This is a genomic window from Lysinibacillus sp. UGB7 (genome assembly GCF_049058285.1).
Lineage (GTDB): Bacteria > Bacillota > Bacilli > Bacillales_A > Planococcaceae > Lysinibacillus > Lysinibacillus sphaericus_B.
Genome location: NZ_JBMGUV010000010.1, coordinates 121,497 through 143,915, shown reverse-complemented (window position 1 = coordinate 143,915; position 22,419 = coordinate 121,497). Strand labels below are relative to the sequence as shown.

Annotated in this window: 17 protein-coding genes; 8 read left to right on the top strand and 9 right to left on the bottom strand. The window is 38.7% G+C overall.

All coding sequences use genetic code 11. From position 1 onward, the window contains the following. Positions 1-190: 190 nt before the first annotated feature. Complete coding sequence (locus ACOMCU_RS11475; protein WP_421050245.1) at positions 191-850, bottom strand: S-layer homology domain-containing protein; 660 nt, start codon at positions 848-850, stop codon at positions 191-193. A gap of 97 nt (positions 851-947) precedes the next feature. Further along, a complete protein-coding gene (locus ACOMCU_RS11470; protein WP_421050244.1) occupies positions 948-4,448 on the bottom strand; it encodes a hypothetical protein in 3,501 nt (1,166 codons plus the stop codon). 421 nt (positions 4,449-4,869) lie between these two features. On the opposite strand from ACOMCU_RS11470, the gene ACOMCU_RS11465 reads away from it, so the two are divergent. The 3 genes from ACOMCU_RS11465 (at position 4,870) to ACOMCU_RS11455 (ending at position 7,272) form a co-directional block, all read left to right on the top strand. Beyond that, positions 4,870-5,547 carry a hypothetical protein gene (locus ACOMCU_RS11465; protein ID WP_421050243.1) on the top strand — a complete coding sequence of 226 codons (678 nt, stop codon included), beginning with the start codon at positions 4,870-4,872 and terminating at the stop codon, positions 5,545-5,547. Beyond that, positions 5,544-6,803, top strand: coding sequence for an HlyD family secretion protein (locus tag ACOMCU_RS11460; protein WP_421050242.1), 1,260 nt, complete (start codon positions 5,544-5,546; stop codon positions 6,801-6,803). Before ACOMCU_RS11465 ends, ACOMCU_RS11460 begins: the two co-directional genes overlap by 4 nt. A 304-nt stretch (positions 6,804-7,107) precedes the next feature. Further along, on the top strand, positions 7,108-7,272 hold the full coding sequence (locus ACOMCU_RS11455; protein ID WP_421050241.1) for a hypothetical protein: 165 nt from the start codon (positions 7,108-7,110) through the stop codon (positions 7,270-7,272). A gap of 130 nt (positions 7,273-7,402) precedes the next feature. Here ACOMCU_RS11455 and ACOMCU_RS11450 read toward each other — a convergent pair whose 3' ends face one another. Together ACOMCU_RS11450 and ACOMCU_RS11445 are read right to left on the bottom strand one after the other, a co-directional pair. Continuing rightward, positions 7,403-8,899, bottom strand: a complete 1,497-nt coding sequence (locus tag ACOMCU_RS11450; RefSeq protein ID WP_421050240.1) for an S-layer homology domain-containing protein — start codon at positions 8,897-8,899, stop codon at positions 7,403-7,405. A gap of 193 nt (positions 8,900-9,092) precedes the next feature. Beyond that, complete coding sequence (locus ACOMCU_RS11445) at positions 9,093-12,245, bottom strand: S-layer homology domain-containing protein (RefSeq protein ID WP_421050239.1); 3,153 nt, start codon at positions 12,243-12,245, stop codon at positions 9,093-9,095. A gap of 436 nt (positions 12,246-12,681) precedes the next feature. On the opposite strand from ACOMCU_RS11445, the gene ACOMCU_RS11440 reads away from it, so the two are divergent. The 4 genes from ACOMCU_RS11440 to ACOMCU_RS11425 are packed head-to-tail and all read left to right on the top strand — an operon-like array spanning position 12,682 to position 15,950. Then, entirely contained in the window at positions 12,682-13,119 is a 438-nt protein-coding gene (locus ACOMCU_RS11440) for a hypothetical protein (RefSeq protein WP_421050238.1), read from the top strand. Positions 13,120-13,123: 4 nt separating this feature from the next. Further along, on the top strand, positions 13,124-14,548 hold the full coding sequence (locus tag ACOMCU_RS11435) for an MBOAT family O-acyltransferase (protein WP_421050237.1): 1,425 nt from the start codon (positions 13,124-13,126) through the stop codon (positions 14,546-14,548). 10 nt (positions 14,549-14,558) lie between these two features. Beyond that, a complete protein-coding gene (locus tag ACOMCU_RS11430) occupies positions 14,559-15,740 on the top strand; it encodes a DHHW family protein (RefSeq protein WP_421050236.1) in 1,182 nt (393 codons plus the stop codon). A 12-nt stretch (positions 15,741-15,752) separates the two neighbouring features. Further along, complete coding sequence (locus tag ACOMCU_RS11425) at positions 15,753-15,950, top strand: hypothetical protein (RefSeq protein WP_421050235.1); 198 nt, start codon at positions 15,753-15,755, stop codon at positions 15,948-15,950. Between the two features lie 35 nt (positions 15,951-15,985). Here ACOMCU_RS11425 and ACOMCU_RS11420 read toward each other — a convergent pair whose 3' ends face one another. Further along, complete coding sequence (locus ACOMCU_RS11420; RefSeq protein WP_421050234.1) at positions 15,986-16,990, bottom strand: acyltransferase family protein; 1,005 nt, start codon at positions 16,988-16,990, stop codon at positions 15,986-15,988. Between the two features lie 170 nt (positions 16,991-17,160). Between ACOMCU_RS11420 and ACOMCU_RS11415 the strand changes: the two genes are divergently transcribed. Next, on the top strand, positions 17,161-17,388 hold the full coding sequence (locus tag ACOMCU_RS11415; protein ID WP_421050233.1) for a hypothetical protein: 228 nt from the start codon (positions 17,161-17,163) through the stop codon (positions 17,386-17,388). 64 nt (positions 17,389-17,452) lie between these two features. Here the strand turns inward: ACOMCU_RS11415 and ACOMCU_RS11410 are convergent, their stop codons facing one another. From ACOMCU_RS11410 to galU, 4 genes are all read right to left on the bottom strand, one after another. Then, a complete protein-coding gene (locus ACOMCU_RS11410) occupies positions 17,453-19,150 on the bottom strand; it encodes a phospho-sugar mutase (RefSeq protein WP_421050232.1) in 1,698 nt (565 codons plus the stop codon). Beyond that, positions 19,150-20,436: a glucose-6-phosphate isomerase gene (locus ACOMCU_RS11405; protein ID WP_421050231.1), complete on the bottom strand. Its 1,287-nt coding sequence runs from the start codon at positions 20,434-20,436 to the stop codon at positions 19,150-19,152. The genes ACOMCU_RS11410 and ACOMCU_RS11405 overlap by 1 nt, the downstream gene beginning before the upstream one ends. A 96-nt stretch (positions 20,437-20,532) precedes the next feature. Next, complete coding sequence (gene galE / locus ACOMCU_RS11400) at positions 20,533-21,501, bottom strand: UDP-glucose 4-epimerase GalE (RefSeq protein ID WP_421050230.1); 969 nt, start codon at positions 21,499-21,501, stop codon at positions 20,533-20,535. Then, positions 21,498-22,382 (bottom strand): UTP--glucose-1-phosphate uridylyltransferase GalU, encoded by an 885-nt coding sequence (galU, locus tag ACOMCU_RS11395; protein WP_421050229.1) that lies wholly within the window; start codon positions 22,380-22,382, stop codon positions 21,498-21,500. Before galU ends, galE begins: the two co-directional genes overlap by 4 nt. Between the last annotated feature and the right edge of the window lie 37 nt (positions 22,383-22,419).

The following is a 22,419-nucleotide window of genomic DNA, read 5'->3' as shown; positions in this document are numbered from 1 at the left end:
GTATGAATAGTGGATTGAGATTCACAGGTTAATCGACAAGCTAAAAACATCAAATTTCCAAAATCTCTGTGATGGTCCATACCCGTCTAGACCATATATAAACATACCATTATTACCGATTTTTTCCTATAATAATTTTAAAAAACACTCTAACAGGTAATTTATTACCACAGAGTGTTTTTTTATCTTACTATTCTACACTAATAATATATAAATTCTGGTCGTTTTTTTGTAAGGCGCGATAAAGGAATAAAGCCATTTGTCCACGTCGAACATCTGTATAAGGTGAAAACGTTGTCGAACTGGTCCCTTCGGTAATACCATAATTCAATAACGTTTGAATGTAACGATTGGTTTCAACATTTTCCGTAAAATCTGCAAAAGGCGCCGACAAAGTTGTTGCCTGCTGTAAATCAAAGCCCAGCGTTAGAATCTTCGCCATTTGACTACGCTTCATGTCATTATTCGGATTATAATTTGTAGCTTTTTGGATAATGCCATGTGCGGCAAGGGCTGCGATATGTCCATAATACTTATGAGAAGTTGGTACATCTTTAAAGCCAGGATCTGTTACATTTTTCGTATCTAATTTTAGCGCTTCTGCTAAAAAATAGGCAGCTTCTCCACGTGTCAAATTTTGATAAGGGCTAAACGTAGTAGAAGTCGTACCAAAGACAATTCCCTGTCTATACAATTCACTAACCGCGTTGTAAAGCTCAGTCTCGCTACCGTTGTTTTTAATATCTGTAAATGGCATTGTAGCCGCTTCAGTAGGTAACACTGCAACACAGGGTGCCACCACTGCAGCTGTTGAGAGTGCCCACGCTAGACGCGATTGCTTTTTTCTCATTTTCCCTCGCCTCTTCCTATTTAAATACTAATATCGTAGTGAAATACGCAGATTAGTAGAAAAAAATGAAAAGAGGAGCTTACCCTCTTTTCATTCATTAGTCTAATCCTAATGCTCTTAAATGATCCTGCAAAATACGGTAATTATACACTAAATCCTGTTGTTCAAGTGTAAGTGCACTATATAGTTTTTGTGCAGCCGTTACTTTCTTATCAAATGATTTAGCATCTGGATCTAGTTCGGCAATCGCATTGACAACTTTTAAAACAGCTGCTACATCTTTTTCTGCTTTCTTCAAAGCGTCATAGTTGAGAACTTGTCCTCTTACTTTTGAATCCAATGCCTTATATGCTGCTACAGCATTGGCTACATCTTGTATATATGTGCTTGATGTTGGAGATAGGCCCGCTATTAACTCCACAACTTTTTTTACTTCGCTCATGCTTTTCTCTGCCTCTAGCAGGATAGAATAATTAGACACCCTCTGCTTATCTGTTGTACTTAAGCTATCGTAGTCTCTACGCACTGACTCAACCATCCCAAAGTACATTTTGTCACTTGGCTTTAGTGCAGCAATGCTCTTATAAACCTTAATCACATTATCTAATGATAGGAGTAGTTGCTCATTATAGACATATCTACGTTGAGTTGCAGAAAGCTTCTCATATGAATTTAAAATCTTTTGATATTGACTGTCCATATTTTTAGATGTCATGAGCTTATCAATCTCTTGCACAATGCTAATAACAGGCTTTATAATTTTTTCTTGCTCTTGTAACGTTTTATAATTTTCGACAGCCGATTGCTGATCTTTTGGTAGTGCATTATAGGCCGCACGAATCTCTTCAATGCGTTTTACATATTGATGAGGCTCAACTGAAGGCAGTTCATCAATCATTCGTTGAACATTGCCAGCACCTAAAATACTTGTTTCAGCAGCTTGTAATAAGTGATAGTTTGTAACATATTGTTGCATGTCCTTGCTTAACGCATCATATAGTGCACGTGCTTGCGTCGTATCTGTATGGAAGGTTTTACTAGACGCTCTTAACTTACCAATCAGCTCCATAACTTTGGCAGTTGGTTCATAGCTTTGTAACGTTGCGATATTATGAACGTAATTCTTTTGGTCCTTTGTTAACTTATCGTATGCTTTACGCGCAGCATTTACCTTACTGACAAAGCTACTTGAACCTGGTTCTAAACCATCAATTTGCACCATGACATTTAAAATAGGCTTCACTTGTTTTTCTCTGTCCGTTAATGTCTTTATATTGGCTACAAGCTTTTTTTGCCCTGATGATAGTTTATCGTAAGCTACTCGAGCATTCATAAGCTTTGTTAAATAGTCTGCATCCTCCGGTAATGCTGCATCTATCATTGTAATCACTGTATGTGCAGATGATAGCTCAGTTTCCGCTGTTACAAGCTTTTCATAGTTAATGACAGCCTGTTGCTTCTCTCGTGGCAAAGCATCATAATTTGTGCGCGCTGATTTTAAATCATTTAAGAATGTCTTACTTGTAGGTTTCAATGTTTCAATTAAACCAATTAAAGTGGCAACATCTTCGACTGTTGTTAACTGTGCATAGTTCGTCACACGTTTTTGAGATGCTGGATCTAATGCATTGTAAGCTTTACGTGCTGCTAAAACCTTTTTTGTATAGTCTTTATTCGTTGGATTCAATGCTGCAATTAAATTAATCACTTTCACAACATTGGCATTGTTTTTCTCGTATGTCGATAATGTTTTGTATTGCGTCACTAACTTTTTCGGATTTTTGTCCATCGTTTTATATTCTGCAGTGAGTGCAGCTACCTTCGCTACAAATGTAGTATCAGGCTCGTTTGCTAATGCAAGTACACGATCATCAAATCCTTTTGCTGTTGCAATATAGCCTTTCGCTGTTTCAAGATCCTGAGAATTCATTACTAGTTTTTTGGCTTCGTCAGATAAACTTGCGAAGACTTGTGTCAATGTTTCGACTGTCTCTTTATACGTTTTCTGCGAAGTGTTTAAGGCCATAATTTGTGCAACTACGTTCATTGCTTCCACTTGGTCTTTCAAGTTTTTGTAGTTTTTCACATATTCACGCTTCGTACCATCGAGCTTTAAGTAAGCCGTGTTTGCAGCTTTCGCTTTTTTTGTATAATCCTTTGCTGCTGGATCTAGCTTCTCGACAAGAGCAATAACATTTAACACTGCCTTATGTGACTTTTCCCAACTCGTTAACTCTGATAAATTATTAACGATTTTCTTCACACTTGCCGCATCAATTTTCTTACCTTCTGGAGCTACAGGTGTATTGTATGCCGTACGGGCTTGCTCAATTTGTGTAAGTTTATCTGTAGCTGTGGCAATTCCAGTAATAAGCCCCTCAATCACCTCTGCTGCAGCAATATTTTCTTCAGCCAAGTCCAAATCTGCGATATTTTTCACAAAATCCTTTTTATCTGGAACTAGATTATTAAGTGCTACTGTTGCATCCTTCACTGCTTTACGATAAGCAGCATCACTTGAAATACGCAGTGCTGAAATTTGCTTGGAAACATTTGCAACATCTTGATATAGCTTAAATGCATCGTAATTTGTTACTAAACGTTTTGAGTCTGCATCTAATTTGTTATAAGCTGTTTCAATTGTTGCTACAGCACCAACGAAGCTTGTTGCAGAAGTAAAGTCTTCTGGTTTTTTTGTAGTTAGCTGCGTAATATTAGCAACTACCTGGTCAGCTGACGACAAGTTAGCTATCGAATCCGTGTATTTTTTATAGGGCGTCACCGCTGCATTGTTTGGATTATGGGCTGTGATAATTTTCTTTTGGTCAGTCGTAAGTGTGCTAAAGCTAGTCGTTACTTTAGCAGCCGCTTCCGCAATCTGAGTAGAGGATGAAGCCGAGTTTTCTAACACCATGATAAAATCCTCTAAATTTTTAATTGTTACACTTGCTGTCGTAACATCTTCATTCATTTTTACAAGCTTCGCAATATCTGTACCGTTCTTTTTAAAATAATTATTCCGTTCAGCTTCCTTATGGCCATATTGAAGGGCTGTACCGCGTATAGATGGCACGATGCCATTTGCATTCGGTGAAGCGAGAGCTGTATTAACAGCATTCTCGAAAGTTCCTTGGACATGTAAATAGGTGCCTGCATCAGGGCTTGTCTCTGATCCTAAAAAAGCAACGTAATCCTTATGAACATTCGTCACTTCCTCCACAAACGTTTTACTTGTATAAGATAATGCATTAATACGTGTACCTATTGCCTTTAATTTGTCTAATTGCGTTCGTTGACTTTCAATATAAGTATACTTTGCTGTAATAAATTTAATTTCGTCAGCATTGAAATCTGTCGTACTTAAAACCGCGACATCTCCTTTTGCGATGATCATGTCATTGGTACTTGATGTTTCAGATAGTTTGCCGAATTGAGCAATTGTTTTTTCTCTCGTGTCAGTTGATGCTACCACATTAACATAGGCAACTTGCTCTCCTTGTGTTGCATGGGGTTGCGTAGCAACTTCTTGAGCGTTGGCAAGCGCTGCCGGTGCTAGTAATAGACTTGTTAAAACGCCCACTTTTAATGGTTTTTTCAAAATGTCCACCCTTTCTTATTTTCGTTATATATATAGGAATATAGATATGTATCATTTAATTGAATGTACTTACTTTAGTATCGGTGCTATTTACTTGATTTCAAGCTATTCTCTTAAACTTACTCACAACCTTTACTAACTTACAGATAATTGCTATTTTTAGATGGAATAGGCTTTTTATAGGAAGTTATCGTTAGGATACTATATAATTGTTTTATGTGCATGTATCCAGATTTTTTGAAGTTGAAAACACTCAAGAAAGCAGAACGTGCAAGTAGAAGTAGGAACTTCTTAAGCGCCTCATTAAAGATGTACTTTATCGAGGGAATTACTTTAAAAAATCAGCAATTATACTATATTATTTTCCAGTAACTAGGTGTATACTACATCTTTAATATGCAATTTAGAAAGGGAGCTATATATGTTTTATCACTATAAGTTTTGGCATAGCTTAACGCATCCCGTTAACTTTACACAAGCAGTCGAGGGAGGCGAAATACGAGGATATAAAAAACGATCATTAACCGTTTTTGTGCTCTTTATCCTTCTATTTGCCGTAAGAGAGTTTTGGGGCATGGGTACAGAAAGCTTAACCACTTTATTTGCCATGAATAATCAGGATGAATATTACACAGCTCGACTTCTATCAATGGTAGGTGCTGTTGCCTGGGGAATCCTGTATTATTGCTTCCAATATTACGGCGTTACATACATGTTATATCTATTAACTGATATCCCTTACAAATGGATTCAAAAAGTACAACTTTATGTAATGGTATTTTTACTTATTGAAAAGGCAATTTTATTTGCTGTGTTCTACGGAGTTGGATACTCTACAACATTCTCCTTCTTTTCACTTGCACCAATTGCTCAACAATTCATGGATACAGATGTTGTATTATTTGTCATCAATCAGTTGACGGTCGTAACTGTTCTAACGATTATTGTACAATTCACATTTCTTTCTAAATGGGAAGAAGAGTCAGATCGTAAAGCATTATTAGCGAAAATTATCGTGATACAAGTGATAATGGCGGTATTTGTTGGCATGATTAGCGTTTTACCATTACAGGAATGGATTACAAGGGGGTTAGGATGATGCGTTTTATTAAATCCAGACCTTGGACAAGCTTGAGTATCATTGTGATAGCGCTGTTAATTGGCGTAAATGCGTATTTTGTTTTCAAGGCTGATAGTAAGGTCGCACGTTCGTACTTTATCGGTGAATTTCAAAGGGCTACGACTGGCGACCGTGTAGAAACAGTCAAAAAGGATACTATAGTAGCCCCAGCAGAAACCTATACAATTTCTGCAGAAGCAAAAAGTCTATCCGCAGTAAACGTAAAACGCGGACAGGAAATACACGCAACGGATGTACTGGCTACATATAAGACAGAGGAAGTTGATGATGAATTAACGAAGCTCGAGGCTGAGCGCTCTGCTTATGAAACGGAACTAAGCGATTTAGAATCGGCATTAGCTCAAATAGAATCCGATTTCGGTGGGGCTTCTGATCCAAAAAGCTCTATCAATACCGATCAGCTGAGTGATAAATTGAATGTCAATGTCAAATTAGAATTGGCTCAACAAAATTCTCCATCAACAGCTGTTGCCATTTTAAATCGTCATATTGCTGAGGCAACTCGTCAAGTAGCGCTAATGGATGCTCAAATTGCCCAAATCCAGGCACGCCAAGGTGTTATTAGCCCTGTTGACGGTGTTATTTCCAAAATAACAGAAGATGCCGGCACAGTGACTTTTGAAATTTACTCTTCAGAAAAAGCCATGTTCGCTTATTTATCAGAGGATGAGTGGCAACAGGTCATGGCTGGACAAACTGTTAATTTTGATTTACAACATTTTAAGGATGAACTTTCAGGTATTGTACTTGCAAAACAAATGATTGCCACAAACAATGAAACTACATGGGCCAATGAACTAGCTAAATCTGTAAAGCTACCAAAACCTTCAAGCTATGAAGTAACACTACAGCCGGATGATATTCTAGCTGACATTCCCTTCTCAACTGTAGGCAAAGCTTCTATTATTGTAAATGAAGCATTGGATGCATATAAGGTGAAATCCGCTTGGGTAAGAACGGCAAAAAATGGTGTACACCGTGTTTATATTCTCGGTGAAGACGGCAAAATTCGTCTTGAGGACATTGATGTTGCATTTAAGACGGCAAACTCTACTATCTTTACTGGCTACATGGATGAAGGGACACCAATCATAACAAATGAAAAGCGCAATATATTAGCGCGTTCCTTCCGTACAATGCCTTTAGAAAAAATTGAGTGGCAACATTTCAAAGAAATTGGCTGGAAAGACTATGTAAAATACATCGTCTTCTAAAATATAAAAACCTCCCCGTGTTTGTGGGGAGGTTTTTCATATTTTAGACAAACTCAAAAAATTGAGTTTGTTACCAGTCTTTTTTCTTTTTGAATACATTGTAAGAAACCGTTGATTTCCGTTCCAGGCGCTCCCTTTCCGCAGGCACGGCTCCAACTAATTTTTGCGGCGAAGTCGCCGCAAAAATGGATTTTCCGCACGTGCAGTTCCTGCAGGAGTGTCGCGCCTTCCACTCCAATCAACATCGCCTACTGATAGCCTATTCTGCTTCTAACTTACTAATAATACTTGAGGGATAATAAACATGAGGACGAAAAATAAAATCAATGCACGTGAACAACTTGAAATGCACCTTCAAAAACGCCAAAAGGTATTCGGAAAGATTACATTGCAAATACCTTTTGTAATTAGACGTACACTAGTTGATTGGCGCGCAGTCGGCGACTTCTGCGGGAAAAGCATGAACTGAAGGCCCCGCAGGAGCGGAGTGACGAGGAGACTGAAGCCATGCCCGCGAAAAGCGTCCGCCGGAGTGGAAATCAACGGGTTCATATAGATACTTCTATTGTTATCGGATTCTATCAGCATTTTCCTATTAATTATCTGAATGATCCATTCATTTCCTTCTCTGTAGACAGCTCATAGTACATCGACGTTACACCACTTAACTCGTAGATCATGCCGTGCATGTATAGCTTTTCCCCTTTTGCTCCAATTAGACGAATAGCAAAGATGGCATCTCCTTTGCCTGCTCTGTTGACGGTTACACCATCTGGTAAAGAAGTAACATCAATGATTTTATGATCATGTACAGCACCTGTATATTGCTCAATTTTATAATCAGTCACAGCAAAGCCCACTTCACTCGTTGGAATGAACACACTACTTTTTTCAACTGCATGCGATGTATATAAATCATAACCGTCTGTTTCGGCATGAATGCCTACACGGACTGATTTCCCCGCATCATCAGAGAATGTAGCAATATAATCACCCGCCTGCATTAACTTCAGCGCATAACTTGCCCCTTTTGGAATACTTCCTTCATCCCAACCGTCAAATTCAAAAGGCTGATAGGCGTAAACTTTATCACTTACTGCGTGACCTGCCGCAGTTGTTAACATAATATGCTTTGGATTAAAGCCTAAATCTGCTTCAAAAAACAGCGATGTACTCGGTGCTATTTCATCTGTTTGCTGGCAAGTCATTTGCAACTGCCCATCTACTTTTGTAATCACAATCTTATATTTTTGAGATTCGACTACTTCATAGTTTCCTTCGTCATCGATTGTATAGCCTGTCAGTACAAAGTAACCAGAACCCTCACTTAACGCCTCAAATTTCACACCATCATTCATAGAATAAATACGGAAAAATTCCTGCTCCTGATCTTCCGTCCAATTATTGTAAGAGAACGCCTCGAGATAATCGGCTCCAAAGTCTTGTGTTTTAAACTCTTGGAAGACACGACTAGCCTGCATTGCCTCAATACGATTTATAAACAAGGCCAGCTGAGAACGTTTCACGGTTTCTTTTAAACCAAATGTCGTCTCTGTGATACCCTTGGTAATATGATTGTCATATAAAGGACCCACTGCATAGTAAGCCTCTGAATATTTGACCACATCGGTGAACGGTAATGTCGTATCGTACTCGTAATTATTTAATTGATAAGCTTTTGTTAGCATATTTGCCAACTGCTCACGTGTAATAGGTTGATTGATACCAAAGCCACCATCCGCAAAGCCTGATGTAATTCCTTCATTATATAAGGCTGCAACTGCCCCGTAATATTCATCAGTTGGTGTCAAATCGGTGAATTTAGGATCTTCCACTTTTTTTGTATCTAAGTTCAATAAACCTGCCAAGATTTTTGCTGTTTGTCCTCGTGTCACATCTGCGAATGGCTTAAATGTACCATCAGCATAGCCATTGATAATACCACGTTCAGCTAAATCCTTCACTGCAGTACCATATTCCTTTGAAAAATCAACATCACTAAAGTTAGCTGCCGCCATTGCAGTTGGCACTACTACAATGGCACTCGTCGCTAGCGCTGCAATTAAAGCACCCTGAAACAGTGTATGTTTCTTCACCTTCTCAACCCCTCAACCCTTTTTATCCATCATACTATAATAATACGCAGACAGTACCAAAAGATTCAGGATTTTCCAGAGAAAATATAATTTTTCACATTCATACTCGCACAACAAAAAAACAGTGGAGAGTTCGATTACATCGAACTTTCCACTGCCTAAATAGTTTATAAAGTCATGTTTAAATCAGAGATTAAAAGTCAACTTTTGCTGTAACTTTTACAGGTGTTGCACTTTGACCACCGATGTTTACACGAGCATTAAATACATCGTTTGCTTTACCTTTTGCAGATGCAGCAGTTGTACCGTTTGCGCTGAACACAACATCACCAGAAACTTTAGATAATGTTAATGTTGTTGTAGCTGTTGCAACGTCGTTGAATTTCGCTTGACCTTTAACAACTCCAGCAGCATCAGCTTCTGCAACTGTCGCCATTACACCGTATTGGTCAGTTACAACTACATCAGCCAATTGGAAGAATGCATCAAGATTGAAGTCAGTAGCTACATTGTAAGAATTTGTAGTTACAAAGTTAACAGTTTCGCCAGCAATGTAAGCAGCAGCTTTATTGTTTTCAACAACTGCTACTTTTTCTACTGCAGGAGCAACGTTAGAGAAAGTTACGTCTTTAACGATTTCTTCACCAGTAGCATTGATTGTGATTGTTACTTTAGCAGTTGCAGTTTTTGCATCTTTATCGAAGTCAACATTTGCTGCATCAGCAGTAGTAATATCACCATCTGCAACGTTTGAAAGAACTGTAGATTTAACAGTGTAATCAGAACCTGCTTTAAGCGTAACCTCTCCGCCATTACCTGTTACTGCTTTCACAACGATGTCTTTGCCATAACCAGCTGGGATTGCATAGCCAGCAGTATTATCACCAGTTACATAGATAGGTTTGATATCTTCTACTTTGTAAGAAGCAAATGAGCTATCTTTCACAACTGAGAATTGTTTAGAATAAGAGCTTGCTTCTACAGCAGTGTTGTCAGCTGTTTTTACAAGTTTAAACGTAACATTTGCAGCTGTTTTTGTTGCTCCAGCTTTGTAAGTTACAGTGATTTTGTTCGTAACAGCATCTTTGATTTCACCAGTTACAGTAAATGGTGCATCAGCATCTGTGAATGGTTGGATTGTGTAACCAGCTGTACCAAGTTTCGCAAGAAGTTCGTCAGCAGAGATTACTTGACCGAATTGGTCTTCAACTACGATGTCTTTTGCTGTAATGTCCACTTTCGCATCAGCTAATTCACGGATAGATGTGCTAATTTTGCTATCTAAACCAGTGATTACTTTTGGTGTAGTTGCTGCTTTAGGGATAACTGTTTGTGTAGCAACTTTACCAGTTGAAGAAGTCACAACAACTGTTACTGGTGTGTTTTCTACTACGCTACCAGCAGCTACTTTAGCAAAAAGTTCGCCGTCTTTTTCGAATAATGTACCACCAGTAATCGTAATACCTTTAGAACCATTTAATGCAACTGTTTCTTTAATTGCATTACCTTGTTTATCTAATACAGATAATGGGAATAAGATATCCGCTCCAGCAGTAACAACTTTTGTTGGTGCTCCTAATGTAACTGAATCAGCACGTACACCTTCGGCAACTTTTACTGCTGCTTGTGCATTTTTACCTGTTGCTTTAGCAATCACAATTACGTTTGTGTCACCTGAAGCTACAATGCTAGCAACAGGAAGAACGATTACTTCTTTACCGTCGATTGTTTGTTTTTCAAACGTACCAAATGTTGTAACAGCTTGGTTTGTGTTAGTCACAAGAACTTCAGCGTTAGCTCCATTTAAACGGTTTAAATCAGTAATTTCTTTACCGTATTGATCTTTCACAGTAACTGGAAGATAGAATTTATCTTTTGCTAAGTTAGTATCTTCAGTTAACGTTTTGCCATCTTTGTTGTAAAGCGTACCAATAGTTGCTTCAGAAACAACAGTTTTAGCTGAAACTGTTACTGTTTTTGTAGTAGTAGTTGCAGTTGAACCGTGAATAACTGTAAGGACAACTTTGTCGCCTTCTTTAAGACCAGCCGCTTTTGTAATCGTGATTGAACCATCTGCATTGGCTACTGCTGAATCAGCACCTGCTGCTGAAAGAGTTAAAGAAGAAGAATTTAATTTAGTGATATCTTCACCGTATTGGTTTGTAACTTGGTAACCAACTGTTGCAGATGTAGTACCAGTTGATGGTGCTACTTCTCCAAGGATTTCGATACCAGCTACTTTTTCGTCTTCTGTTTTCACAGAACCAGTTACTGCTTGATCTGAAAGACCAGTTACGCTAACTGTAAATTCACCTTTAGTGATTTTGCTTGTTAATTCGATTGTTGCAACTGTTTTATCTTCGTTCCAAGTAATAGTAGAGAAGTTAGATTTAAAGCCATCTTTTTTAAGTTCAAATTTAGCTTTTTCAGTTTCAACAGCTTTATTGAATGTTACAGATAAAGTTTTTGCATTGACTGCATCAACAGATTTTACTTTTAACTCAGTTACCTCATATGTAACCACAGCTGAGTAAGGTTTACCATCGATAACGAAGTCTACTTTTGTCTCTTCATTTTCTTTAAGAGCAGTTTCTAATGTTACCGTATGTTTTGAATCATCAGATAAAGTTACTTCTAATGTTGTTGCATCTACAACTTTTACTGCTTCCACAGATAAAGTTTCTTCAGCAAGGTTTGTAATTGTACGGTTTAAGAATGATGCAAATTGACCGCGTGTTAAAGAATTTTTAGGATTGAACGCTTTAACGTTTGTAAGTCCTGCATACTCTAACGCGATGATTGCTTCACGGTTTTCTTCAGCTGTAGCATTATCTAAATCAGTGATTGTAGATTTGAAATCTGATTCTTTGTAATCTGCTACTAAATCTACGTTGTAAACAGTTTTAATGGCACGTACTAAAACAACTGCCATTTGTTCACGAGACATGTTATTAGTATGCATTAATTTGTTGTTAGAACCTTTGAAAACGCCTGCGTCTTTAACAAGTGCTGCATATTGTAATAACTCTTTGTCTGGTGCTGTTGTTGGTAAGTCAGTGAAACGAGCTTCTGTTGCAAAATCTGTAGGAATTTCGTAGTTTTCAGATACTAACCATTTCCCTAAGAATTTTGTTACGTTACCACGTGTAACAACCGCGTTAGGTTTGAACGTACCGTCTGGGTAGCCACCTACGATTTTAGCGTCTGCTAACGCTAAAATTGCATCCTTATGGTCATTGTCTTCAATATCAGAAAAGCTTGCTGCGCTTGCTACTGGTACGATTGCTGATGCTACTAGGGCCGCTGATGCTGCGCCGACAACCCATTTACTATATTTTTGTTTCATGTGCAAATACCTCCTAGATAAATTAGCCACTTCTGTGACTACGACTCTATTATAAGTCCAGTAGAACGCACATTTCAAAGTGCAATATATGGAATGAAAGATGTGGTAAATCTAGATTTTTAAAGGGTTTATAACCTCATTTTGGATTTAAAATATGTGCATCTGCACAATACACTCTCGTTATTTTTCCAATAAACAATACCTATTTCACATATATTACAATGAAATATCCTCCTATATGACCAATAAAGATTTTTCCTCTTGTTCGAAAATAAATTCACTGGACAATCAATTAGTGAACAAATAGTGAATTTACGTTACAATAAGATAGGTAATTTATTCATGAATTACCTTTAGAGAGTAGCTTAGTATTCCTGAAATTAGCAATCTAGCTAGTAGAAATCATGTACTATTAGCAATTTTTAGAATTCAATCAGTGATATTTACGATGCTATCAGCGATTGTTGGGGGGCTATCAGCGATTTTGATGCTGCTATCAGCGATTGTTGGGGTTCTATCAGCGAATTTGTCGATGCTATCGGCGATTGTTGGGGTTCTATCAGCGATTTTGATGATGCTATCAGCGATTGTCGGGGTTCTATCAGCGATTTTGTCGATGCTATCGGCGATTGTTGGGGTTCTATCAGCGATTTTGATGATGCTATCGGCGATTGTCGGGGTTCTATCAGCGATTTTGTCGATGCTATCGGCGATTGTTGGGGTTCTATCAGCGATTTTGATGATGCTATCGGCGATTGTCACTGTTCTATCAACGATTTACACAATGTTATCATCGATTATGACGGCTCTCAGCTTACTTGCTATCCACAATAACAACAACTTGTTTTTTAATTTAATAGGGATGGGGATTTGAAGGAATGGTTTTTAGTAGCCTTATATTTTTATATGTCTTTTTGCCATTAGTGCTCATTGTGTACTTCATCTCTCCGAAGATGCTACGTAACACGATTTTACTGTTGGCCAGCTTGTTCTTTTATGCATGGGGCGAACCGAAATACGTACTGTTAATGATGCTTTCGATTCTCCTCAACTATGTACTCGGGATTGTCATAGAAAATACGGTGTCACAGTCCAAACGAAAAACACTACTTTGGTTAGTCATCGTCAGTAACTTAGCAATCTTGGGCTATTACAAATATGCTGGCTTTTTTGTCGACATCCTTAATAATTACTTGGAGCAACCAATTGAATGGCAAGCGGTACCGCTACCAATCGGTATTTCATTTTACACGTTCCAGGCACTGAGCTATGTTATCGATGTCTATCGTAAGGATGTAAAAGCACAACGCAATTTCTTAGACTTATCACTGTTTATTACATTATTTCCACAACTTGTGGCCGGACCTATCGTTCGATATCAAACGGTAGCCGAGCAGATTAAAAAACGTCTTTCCACAGCAGAAGATTGGATGATTGGTTCCCGTCGCTTCGTACAAGGTTTAGCAAAAAAGGTACTGATTGCTAATCCAATGGGTGAAGTAGCTGATCATGTCTTTAGCTTATCGGGTGGCGATTTAACAACAGGAACTGCGTGGATAGGGATTTTAGCGTACTCCCTGCAAATCTATTTTGACTTCTCAGGCTATAGTGATATGGCCATTGGTTTAGCACGCATTTTTGGCTTTAAGTTTGAAGAAAACTTCAACTATCCATATATCGCACAATCCGTGACAGACTTCTGGCGTCGCTGGCATATTTCACTAAGTAGTTGGTTTAGAGATTATGTCTATTTCCCACTGGGGGGTAGTCGCGTTAGTCACGAATGGAAGCTTTATCGAAACTTGCTTATCGTTTGGACGTTAACGGGCTTTTGGCACGGAGCAAGCTGGACCTTTATGGCATGGGGCTTTTATTACGGCATATTAATCTGCCTGGAAAAATGGGTGCTGTTAAAATGGTTGGAACGAATTCCACGCTTAGTGCGACATCTATACATACTCATTATCGTTACGATTGGTTGGGTATTCTTTAGAGCGAATGACTTTACATATGCTTTCACATTTATCAAAACGATGTTTGGGCTATCGGATGTACCGCTTTATAATTATGAAACCATTTTACTAGCAAAAGATTATGCTATTTACTTTATTGTGGCCATTATTTTTGCTATGCCAATTTATCAACTTTACCAACATTGGAGTGAACAAAAGGCTACCACTTCCCTTTCCTTTGATTGGGGATTACGCCTTACGCAAACGATTTACTATGGCGCGCTGTTACTATTTATCACAATGTTTTTAGTGAACGCAACCCATAATCCATTCATTTACTTTAGATTCTAGGTGGGACATCATGCGAAAAATTCAAACGTACCTTTTACCAATTACCTTTTTCTGCATCATTTTCGGTGGCTTCGTCGTGCATGTGTTAACGGTGGATCGTCCACAATCAGAAATGGAGAACCGTCCGTTAGAATCAGCAAACATTTCTCCGAGCCCACAGGAAATCTTTTCAGGGAAATGGTCAAAACAGGTTGAATCCTATATATCCGATCAATTCCCCGCACGTGATACTTGGATGCGCGATTACGTCTTCTTCCAACGTGCTATGGGCAAAACATATTTAAACGATAAGTATGCAGTCGGTGATGACAGTGGCTGGATTATTTCCAAGCCAGCCGCAGCAAAATCTGATGAGGAACTTGCCTCCTTCGCTACAGATTTACAGCAATTAAGCGAAGGGTTAGCTGAAAGAAACATACCTTTCACGTTTTATTCACTACCTGCTAAGGCGACCTACTCACGCGAACCAAGCCCGAGCTATATGCCAGATGATGCAGGTATCGCCAACAATACAAAATTACATGAGCTTGTCACAGCTGCTGGCGTAGACAATGTCCGTCTCTATGATGAAATGAAGGAAGACTTTTCTGCTGAACGAAACTTCTTTAAAACGGATCATCACTGGACAATGCGCGGTGCATACTCAGGTTACGAGGCACTGTTAAAAACAATCAGCGAACGAATTGGTGAAACAATTAAGCCAATTCCATTCGATGAAGCCAATACATTTTGCTTACCTAATCAGTTCGCAGGCTCGTGGAATAAAATTCTTTACATGACTGTCGATAACAATGAACAAATTTGCTACAACGAGCCCGCTTCATTCGCGACACAGTTCACAATTTACGACGGGACAATGGAAGAAGGCGTCACTGCCCCATACGAAGCTGTCTATGGTCGTGCCAAGAAAATGAGCCCTGATGCGTTAGTGAATTATGCTGATGCCTATAGTCGGGACTTTGCCGAACTCACGATTGTAAACGAAAACTATGATAGTGACAAGCATCTCGTGGTCATCAAGGATTCTTACTTTAACACCATTCAATTTCATGTAGCGAGTCACTTTAAAACAGTGACGATTTTAGACTTACGTTATCTAGAAAATGATGTGATTTCTTATTTACAAAGCATGCAGCCAGACTATGTCGTGCTTGCCTACAATGATCGAAACCTAAAATTAATGCCGGAGTAATTGGTATTGTGAGTGGAAGTCGCCCTTCTATCAGCGGTTATGTCGGTTTTATCAGCGTTAACTGCACTTCTATCAGCGATTTTGACTGTTTTATCAGCGATAACTGCATCTCTAGCGGCGATTTTGTCGGTTTTATCAGCGATAATTGCAGTTCTACCGGCGTTAGTTCCATTTCTAACGGCGATTTTCTTCCATACAAAAAAGCAGTGATTTCTATTAACCTAGAAATCACTGCTTTTTCATTTTTATGAGACAAGCTTCCTTATTTTCCCGACAATCCATTGACTATATGGTAGCAGAGAAATCAACCTCGTCAGCACGATGCAAACGACTAACGTCCACAGCATTAATAGTGGTACGCGGACAAGTGTACTATCAAAATGCGCTACAAACCACCCTGTCGATAAGCGTAGAACTTCCCAATGCATGAGATAAATCATAAACGCATATTGACTAATGATGCGAGCGACTTTCGTCTGCGATACCGACTGCCCCCAAGCAATCACAACTAGCACAATACTCACTACTAGTGGCACCAAATCGAGTCGTCTCGAATGCACCTCCGTGTATCCGAGTAGCAGACGCATGTACAAAAATGCAGCAGATAACAGTACCAACACAATCGTCGCACCACGATACTTCTTTGCCAACTCCGCAATTTGCGAATAATATATCCCTATTGCATAGGCCACTGCAAAATAACCAAGCCAACCTGTAAACAATAAACGAAGCACCATAGCATTGTCTTCAAAAATTGGGTATGGCAACAAAATAACAGTATGATGAATAAGCGTAATCAGCACACATAATGGTAAAAACCATGCAATCGACCACTTAAAACGCTTCAACAACGCAAACACCACATACAGCTGCATAATCACAACCACAAACCAGCCAACAAACTCCCCATAAATCATATTGTTCACATACTTTTCCCATAACAAGCCCTTACGATAAATCGACTCCACAAGGTACGCATCTATAAACGCCCACACTAAAAAAGGCACAAAAATATACTGAATTCTACTCGACCAAAAGTTAGTCGGTATTTGCTCACGATAACGGTTCGCCAATATTAAAATCGACAACACAATAAACGTTGGCGTTGCATAGCACAGCGCAATACGTAAAAACAAATAAAACGTCTGCTCCGGTTCTGCACCTACCTCCATAATAACCCACGAAGACGTGTGCAATAGTAAAATGGATAAACACGACACAACACGTAGGTAATCCCACTCTTTAATCACGACAACATTCTCCTAGTACTTTTTTCTCTCTAGTAAGCATGTCATATTTTGTCGATGAATGCAATGACGATACTTGTAAGCTAATTTTCTATGCTATATTGAAAGTGATTAAAATGAAAGAGAGATATTTTAAAAATAGATACCCTAAGGAGAAAGGAGTGTTAAAATTAATGGATAAGGTATTAAATGAACTAAAGCAAATTAATCAACGTCTTGATTCAATCGAAAATCGTCTTGAATCGATAGAAACAGAACAGCAAAAAATCAAACAAGCTGTTCTAGAAACAAATGAAAAAGTAAACCGACTAGAAGCCATCCAAGAAAGCCAACACCGCAATATCGAATTACTATCAGCTCGCTCCATTCAGCATGAAGCAGAATTAAAAAGAATCCAATAAGAAAACGCCCTCTTCTATGAGGACGTTTATTAATTTTGCAAAGTTTATATTAGTATGTTAGTACTTACACAAAAGTAGCTTGAAGCCGCTTCAATTTCTCGCTTGCCTCTTCCTCTGTTTCCCCAACAACGCCAAAATAGAACTTGCATTTTGGCTCTGTACCTGATGGGCGAATAGCAATCCAAGATCCGTCATCTAGTACAAATTTCAATACGTTTTCCTTTGGTAATACAATAGGCTTAGTAGTTCCATCAGCTAAAGTTGAAAGACCTGTTAAATAATCCTCAAAACCTCTCAAAGCTACTCCACCTATCGATTGAGGCACATCTTGTCGAAGATTATTTAAAATCTTCTTCATTTCTTCTTGACCGTTCTTTCCTTCAAACACTTGAGACACAAGTGCTTCTTTAAAAAAGCCATACTCACGATACAAATTATGCAGGCCATCTAATAAAGTCTGCTCTTTCTTCGCATAGAAGGCAGCCATCTCTGCTACCTTTAACGCAACTTGTACTGCATCTTTGTCACGCACAAATGTTTCGATTAAATAACCGTAGCTTTCTTCATAACCAAATAGATATGAATAAGCTCCTGTTTTTTCATACTCTGCAATTTTTTCTGCGATATATTTAAAGCCTGTTAACGTATTCACAGTTGCTACACCAAACTGTTTGGCAATCATTGCTCCTAATTCGGAGGTTACAATTGTTTTCAACACAACTCCATTATCAGGAAGCGTACCATTCAACTGTTTTGTTGACAATAAATAATGAAGCAATAATGCACCAAGCTGATTCCCCGTTAAGAGTTCATAATCTTCTCCGTTTTTCACTGCCACGCCTAAACGGTCTGCATCTGGATCTGTTGCCAGCAAAAGGTCCGCTCCTACTTCCTTCCCCAGCTCCATTGCTAACGCAAAGGCAGCGGGCTCCTCTGGGTTAGGGTAAGAAACAGTTGGAAAATCTCCATCCTGTATAGCTTGTTGCTCCACAATATGTACATGTTGAAAACCAAACGCCTGCAAGCCTTCAAGAACAGGCACTAAGCCTGCACCATGCAATGGCGTATAAACAAGCTTCATATCTAGAGCAATATTTTCATTGTCCTTTAATGTTAAAAGATGATCTAAATATGTGGTATCCATATCACTTCCAAGCCATGTCAATAACCCTTGCTGTTCTAGTTGCTCAAGTTCAGATACCTTAATAGAAAATATATCCTCGATATTTTCCATATGTGCCACGATGTCATTCGCAAATTGAGGTGTTAGTTGTGCACCGTCCTCGCCATACACCTTAAAGCCATTATACTGTTTAGGGTTATGACTTGCCGTTATGACAACACCTGCATAGGCATGTAATTGGCGCACCGTAAATGATAACTGCGGTGTTGGTCGTGCTTCCTTATATACATACGAACGAATACCATGTGCTCCTAACACGCGTGCTGTTTCACAGGCAAATTCATAAGAGAAATGACGTGTATCATAAGCAATGATAACCCCACGCTCTTTTGCGGCCTCGCCATTCGATTCGATATAACGAGCAAGTCCTTCTGCTACACGACGAATGGTATAAACGTTCATACGGTTTGTTCCAGCGCCTAAAACACCTCGCATTCCACCAGTGCCAAAGGATACGTATTGATAAAAGCGATCTTCTATTAAACTATTATCCTCAGCAATAGATACAAGGTCCTCTGCTAAATAATTTGGAAGATTCATCTCTATCCATCGATTATATAATTCGTTAATATTAACCATTACTTTAACACCTTCTCTTCTTTCAACAACTCTAGCATTTTACGTTTATACGCCTCGACGCCAGGTTGGTCAAACGGATTGACCTCCAGTAAGCACGCACTCATCGCACAAGCTTTCATAAAAAAATAAATTAAATACCCAAGATGATATGCATCAAGCTTCGGTAGCTCCAATTGAATAACAGGTACTTTACCCTCTGCATGCGCCAGCGCAGTCCCTTGCTTAGAGATGGCGTTAATTTCATTGAATGTACGAGCCGATAAATAATTTAACCCATCTTCATCCCTAGCATCAAACGGTACAGCTAAATCTCCCCCAATTTCATGGAAGTGTAACAATGTCTCAAACATCACACGACTACCCTCTTGAATAAACTGTCCAATGGCATGTAAATCTGTCGAGAAATTGACCGTTGAAGGATACAACCCTTTTTGTTCTTTTCCTTCACTCTCACCAAATAGCTGCTTCCACCACTCATGGAACTTATTTAAACCTGGCTCAAAGGAAGCTAGCAACTCAATCGTAAAGCCTTTCTCATAAAGCATATGTCGCATGACAGCATATTTGTATGCATCGTTATGTGTTAAATCCGATTCCGCTAGCTCTGTAGCTGCATGTCTCGCACCATCCATTAAAGCACGAATATCAACTCCCGCTACAGCTACAGGCAATAAGCCTACAGGGGTTAACACGGAATAACGTCCACCAATATCATTGGGAATCATGAATTGGCGATAACCAGCTTTATCGGCAATATCCTTCAAAATCCCTTTTTCAGCATCTGTAGTCACAATAATACGCTCAATGGCCTTATCACCATAACGCTCTTCCATATATATACGCATCACACGGAATGCAAGAGCTGGCTCCATCGTGCCACCTGACTTCGAAATTACATTGACATACACCTGTTTTGTATCTAAATATGCAAGCAACTCCTTAATGTATGCGCCACTCATATTCAGCCCCACATAAACAACCTCAATACCACCCTTAGCTAAACCAAAATAAGGCATCAATGCCTCTTGAATCGCACGTGCTCCTAAAAAAGAGCCACCAACTCCGACAACGACAAGTACATCTGCACAAGCACGTACCTCACTCGCTACTCGTTCAATAGAAGTAAGCAGTGCTTCTTGGTTTTGTAACGGTGAATCCATCCACCCTGTTAATGGATATTGTGGTAAAGCGTAATGAATCCTTTTTACACGATCTTTATATCGTAAAATATCACTATCGTCTAGTGAACAATTTAGCAATGTTGTTTTAACAATTTCTGTTAGCACTATTGAATCCTCACTTCTTAAGGAAAAATTTGATATGTATATTATGACATACTACAAAAAGAAAACCAACTCGGGCCTTGTCGAGTTGGTGATTTATTAACATTGTTTTTTATGCCAAGCCCATGCACTTTTTACAATATCTTTAATATCAAATTGTGCCTTCCATCCTAATTCAGCATAGATTTTATTAGCATTAGCAACCAATTTAGCAGGATCGCCTGCTCGTCGTTCCATATATTGTAAAATAGTTTTTTTTCCTGTAATATGCTCACAGGTTTCAATAACTTCTTTTACAGAGAAGCCGTTTCCATTCCCTAAATTATAAGTTGCGGTTTCAATAGCACCCTTTAACAAACCCTCAAGAGCAAGTAAATGTGCGTTCGCTAAATCTGTAACATGAATATAATCACGAATACAAGTACCATCAGGTGTATCATAGTCAGTACCAAACACTGATATGGATTCTCTTTGCCCTAATAAATGCTGAAGAATAATCGGAATTAAATGTGTTTCTGGAGAATGACTTTCACCAATTTCAGCTGTTTCATATGCACCAGCCGCGTTAAAGTATCGTAATACCGCATATTTCATCTGGTAGCTTTTTGCAAAATCTACAAGCATTTGCTCTACCATTAATTTAGATCGTCCATATGGATTGATAGGATTAGTAGGCGTTTCTTCATCAATTAAATCAACAGTTGGCATCCCATACGTTGCAGCTGTAGAAGAAAAGATAAACTTATCAATATTGTTTTCTTTCATCACTTTTAATAAATTCAAAGTAGCAGCTACATTATTTTCATAGTACTTCATAGGATCAATCATAGACTCACCTACTAAGCTAAATGCTGCAAAATGTAAAACCGCTTCAATATTGTATGTATCAAAAATTTGTTGAACTGTAGAAGAATCTCCTAAATCACCTTGTACAAAAGTAGCTCTTGCATCTATAGCCCATTGGTGACCAGTGCTTAGATTATCGAGCACTACGACTTCATGGTTCTTTACTAATTCTTTAACAAAGTGACTACCAATATAGCCAGCCCCACCTACAACTAAAATCATAAAGTTTCACCACTCAACTGTTTCGCTTTTTTTAAAATGAATGCTTTTACACCATCACTTAAATCATCTCGCTCCAGTGCGAAATCGATAGTCGTTTCAATGAAGCCAAGTTGCTCACCAACATCATAGCGTTGACCCTCAAACTCATAGGCAAATACTCGTTGAATACCATTTAAAGATTCAATTGCGTCTGTTAATTGAATTTCGCCGCCCTTGCCTTTCTTCTTCTCATTTAAGAAGCTGAATATTTCAGGTGTTAATACATAGCGTCCAATAATCGCATAATTCGACGGTGCATCCTCTAGCATCGGTTTCTCCACAAATTGTGTGACTTGCATTAATCGGTTGTTACTGTTTACTGGATCAATAACACCATATCGATGTACATCCTCATCTGACACTTCTTGCACGCCAATAACACTTGACAATGTTTTTTCATATTGATTCATTAACTGTTTTAAACAGGGCTCTTCGCTTTTTACAACATCATCGCCAAGTAATACAGCAAACGGCTCATCACCAATAAATTTACGTGCACACCAAATGGCATGTCCTAATCCAAGTGGCTCTTTCTGGCGAATATAATGAATTTCCACATCAGCAGATTCCTGCACCTTTTCAAGCATATCAAACTTTCCAGTTTCGATTAAGTTTGTCTCAAGTTCAAGAGCATTATCAAAATGGTCCTCTATTGCACGTTTACCTTTGCCCGTGACGATAATGATATCCTCAATACCAGAAGCAATGGCCTCTTCTACAATATATTGAATCGTCGGCTTGTCTACTATTGGTAACATTTCTTTTGGCATGGCTTTTGTTGCAGGGAGGAAACGTGTACCTAATCCTGCTGCTGGAATAATGGCCTTACGAATTTTTTTCAATAATCTCACCCCAAATTATAAACAGAGAATTAATAAC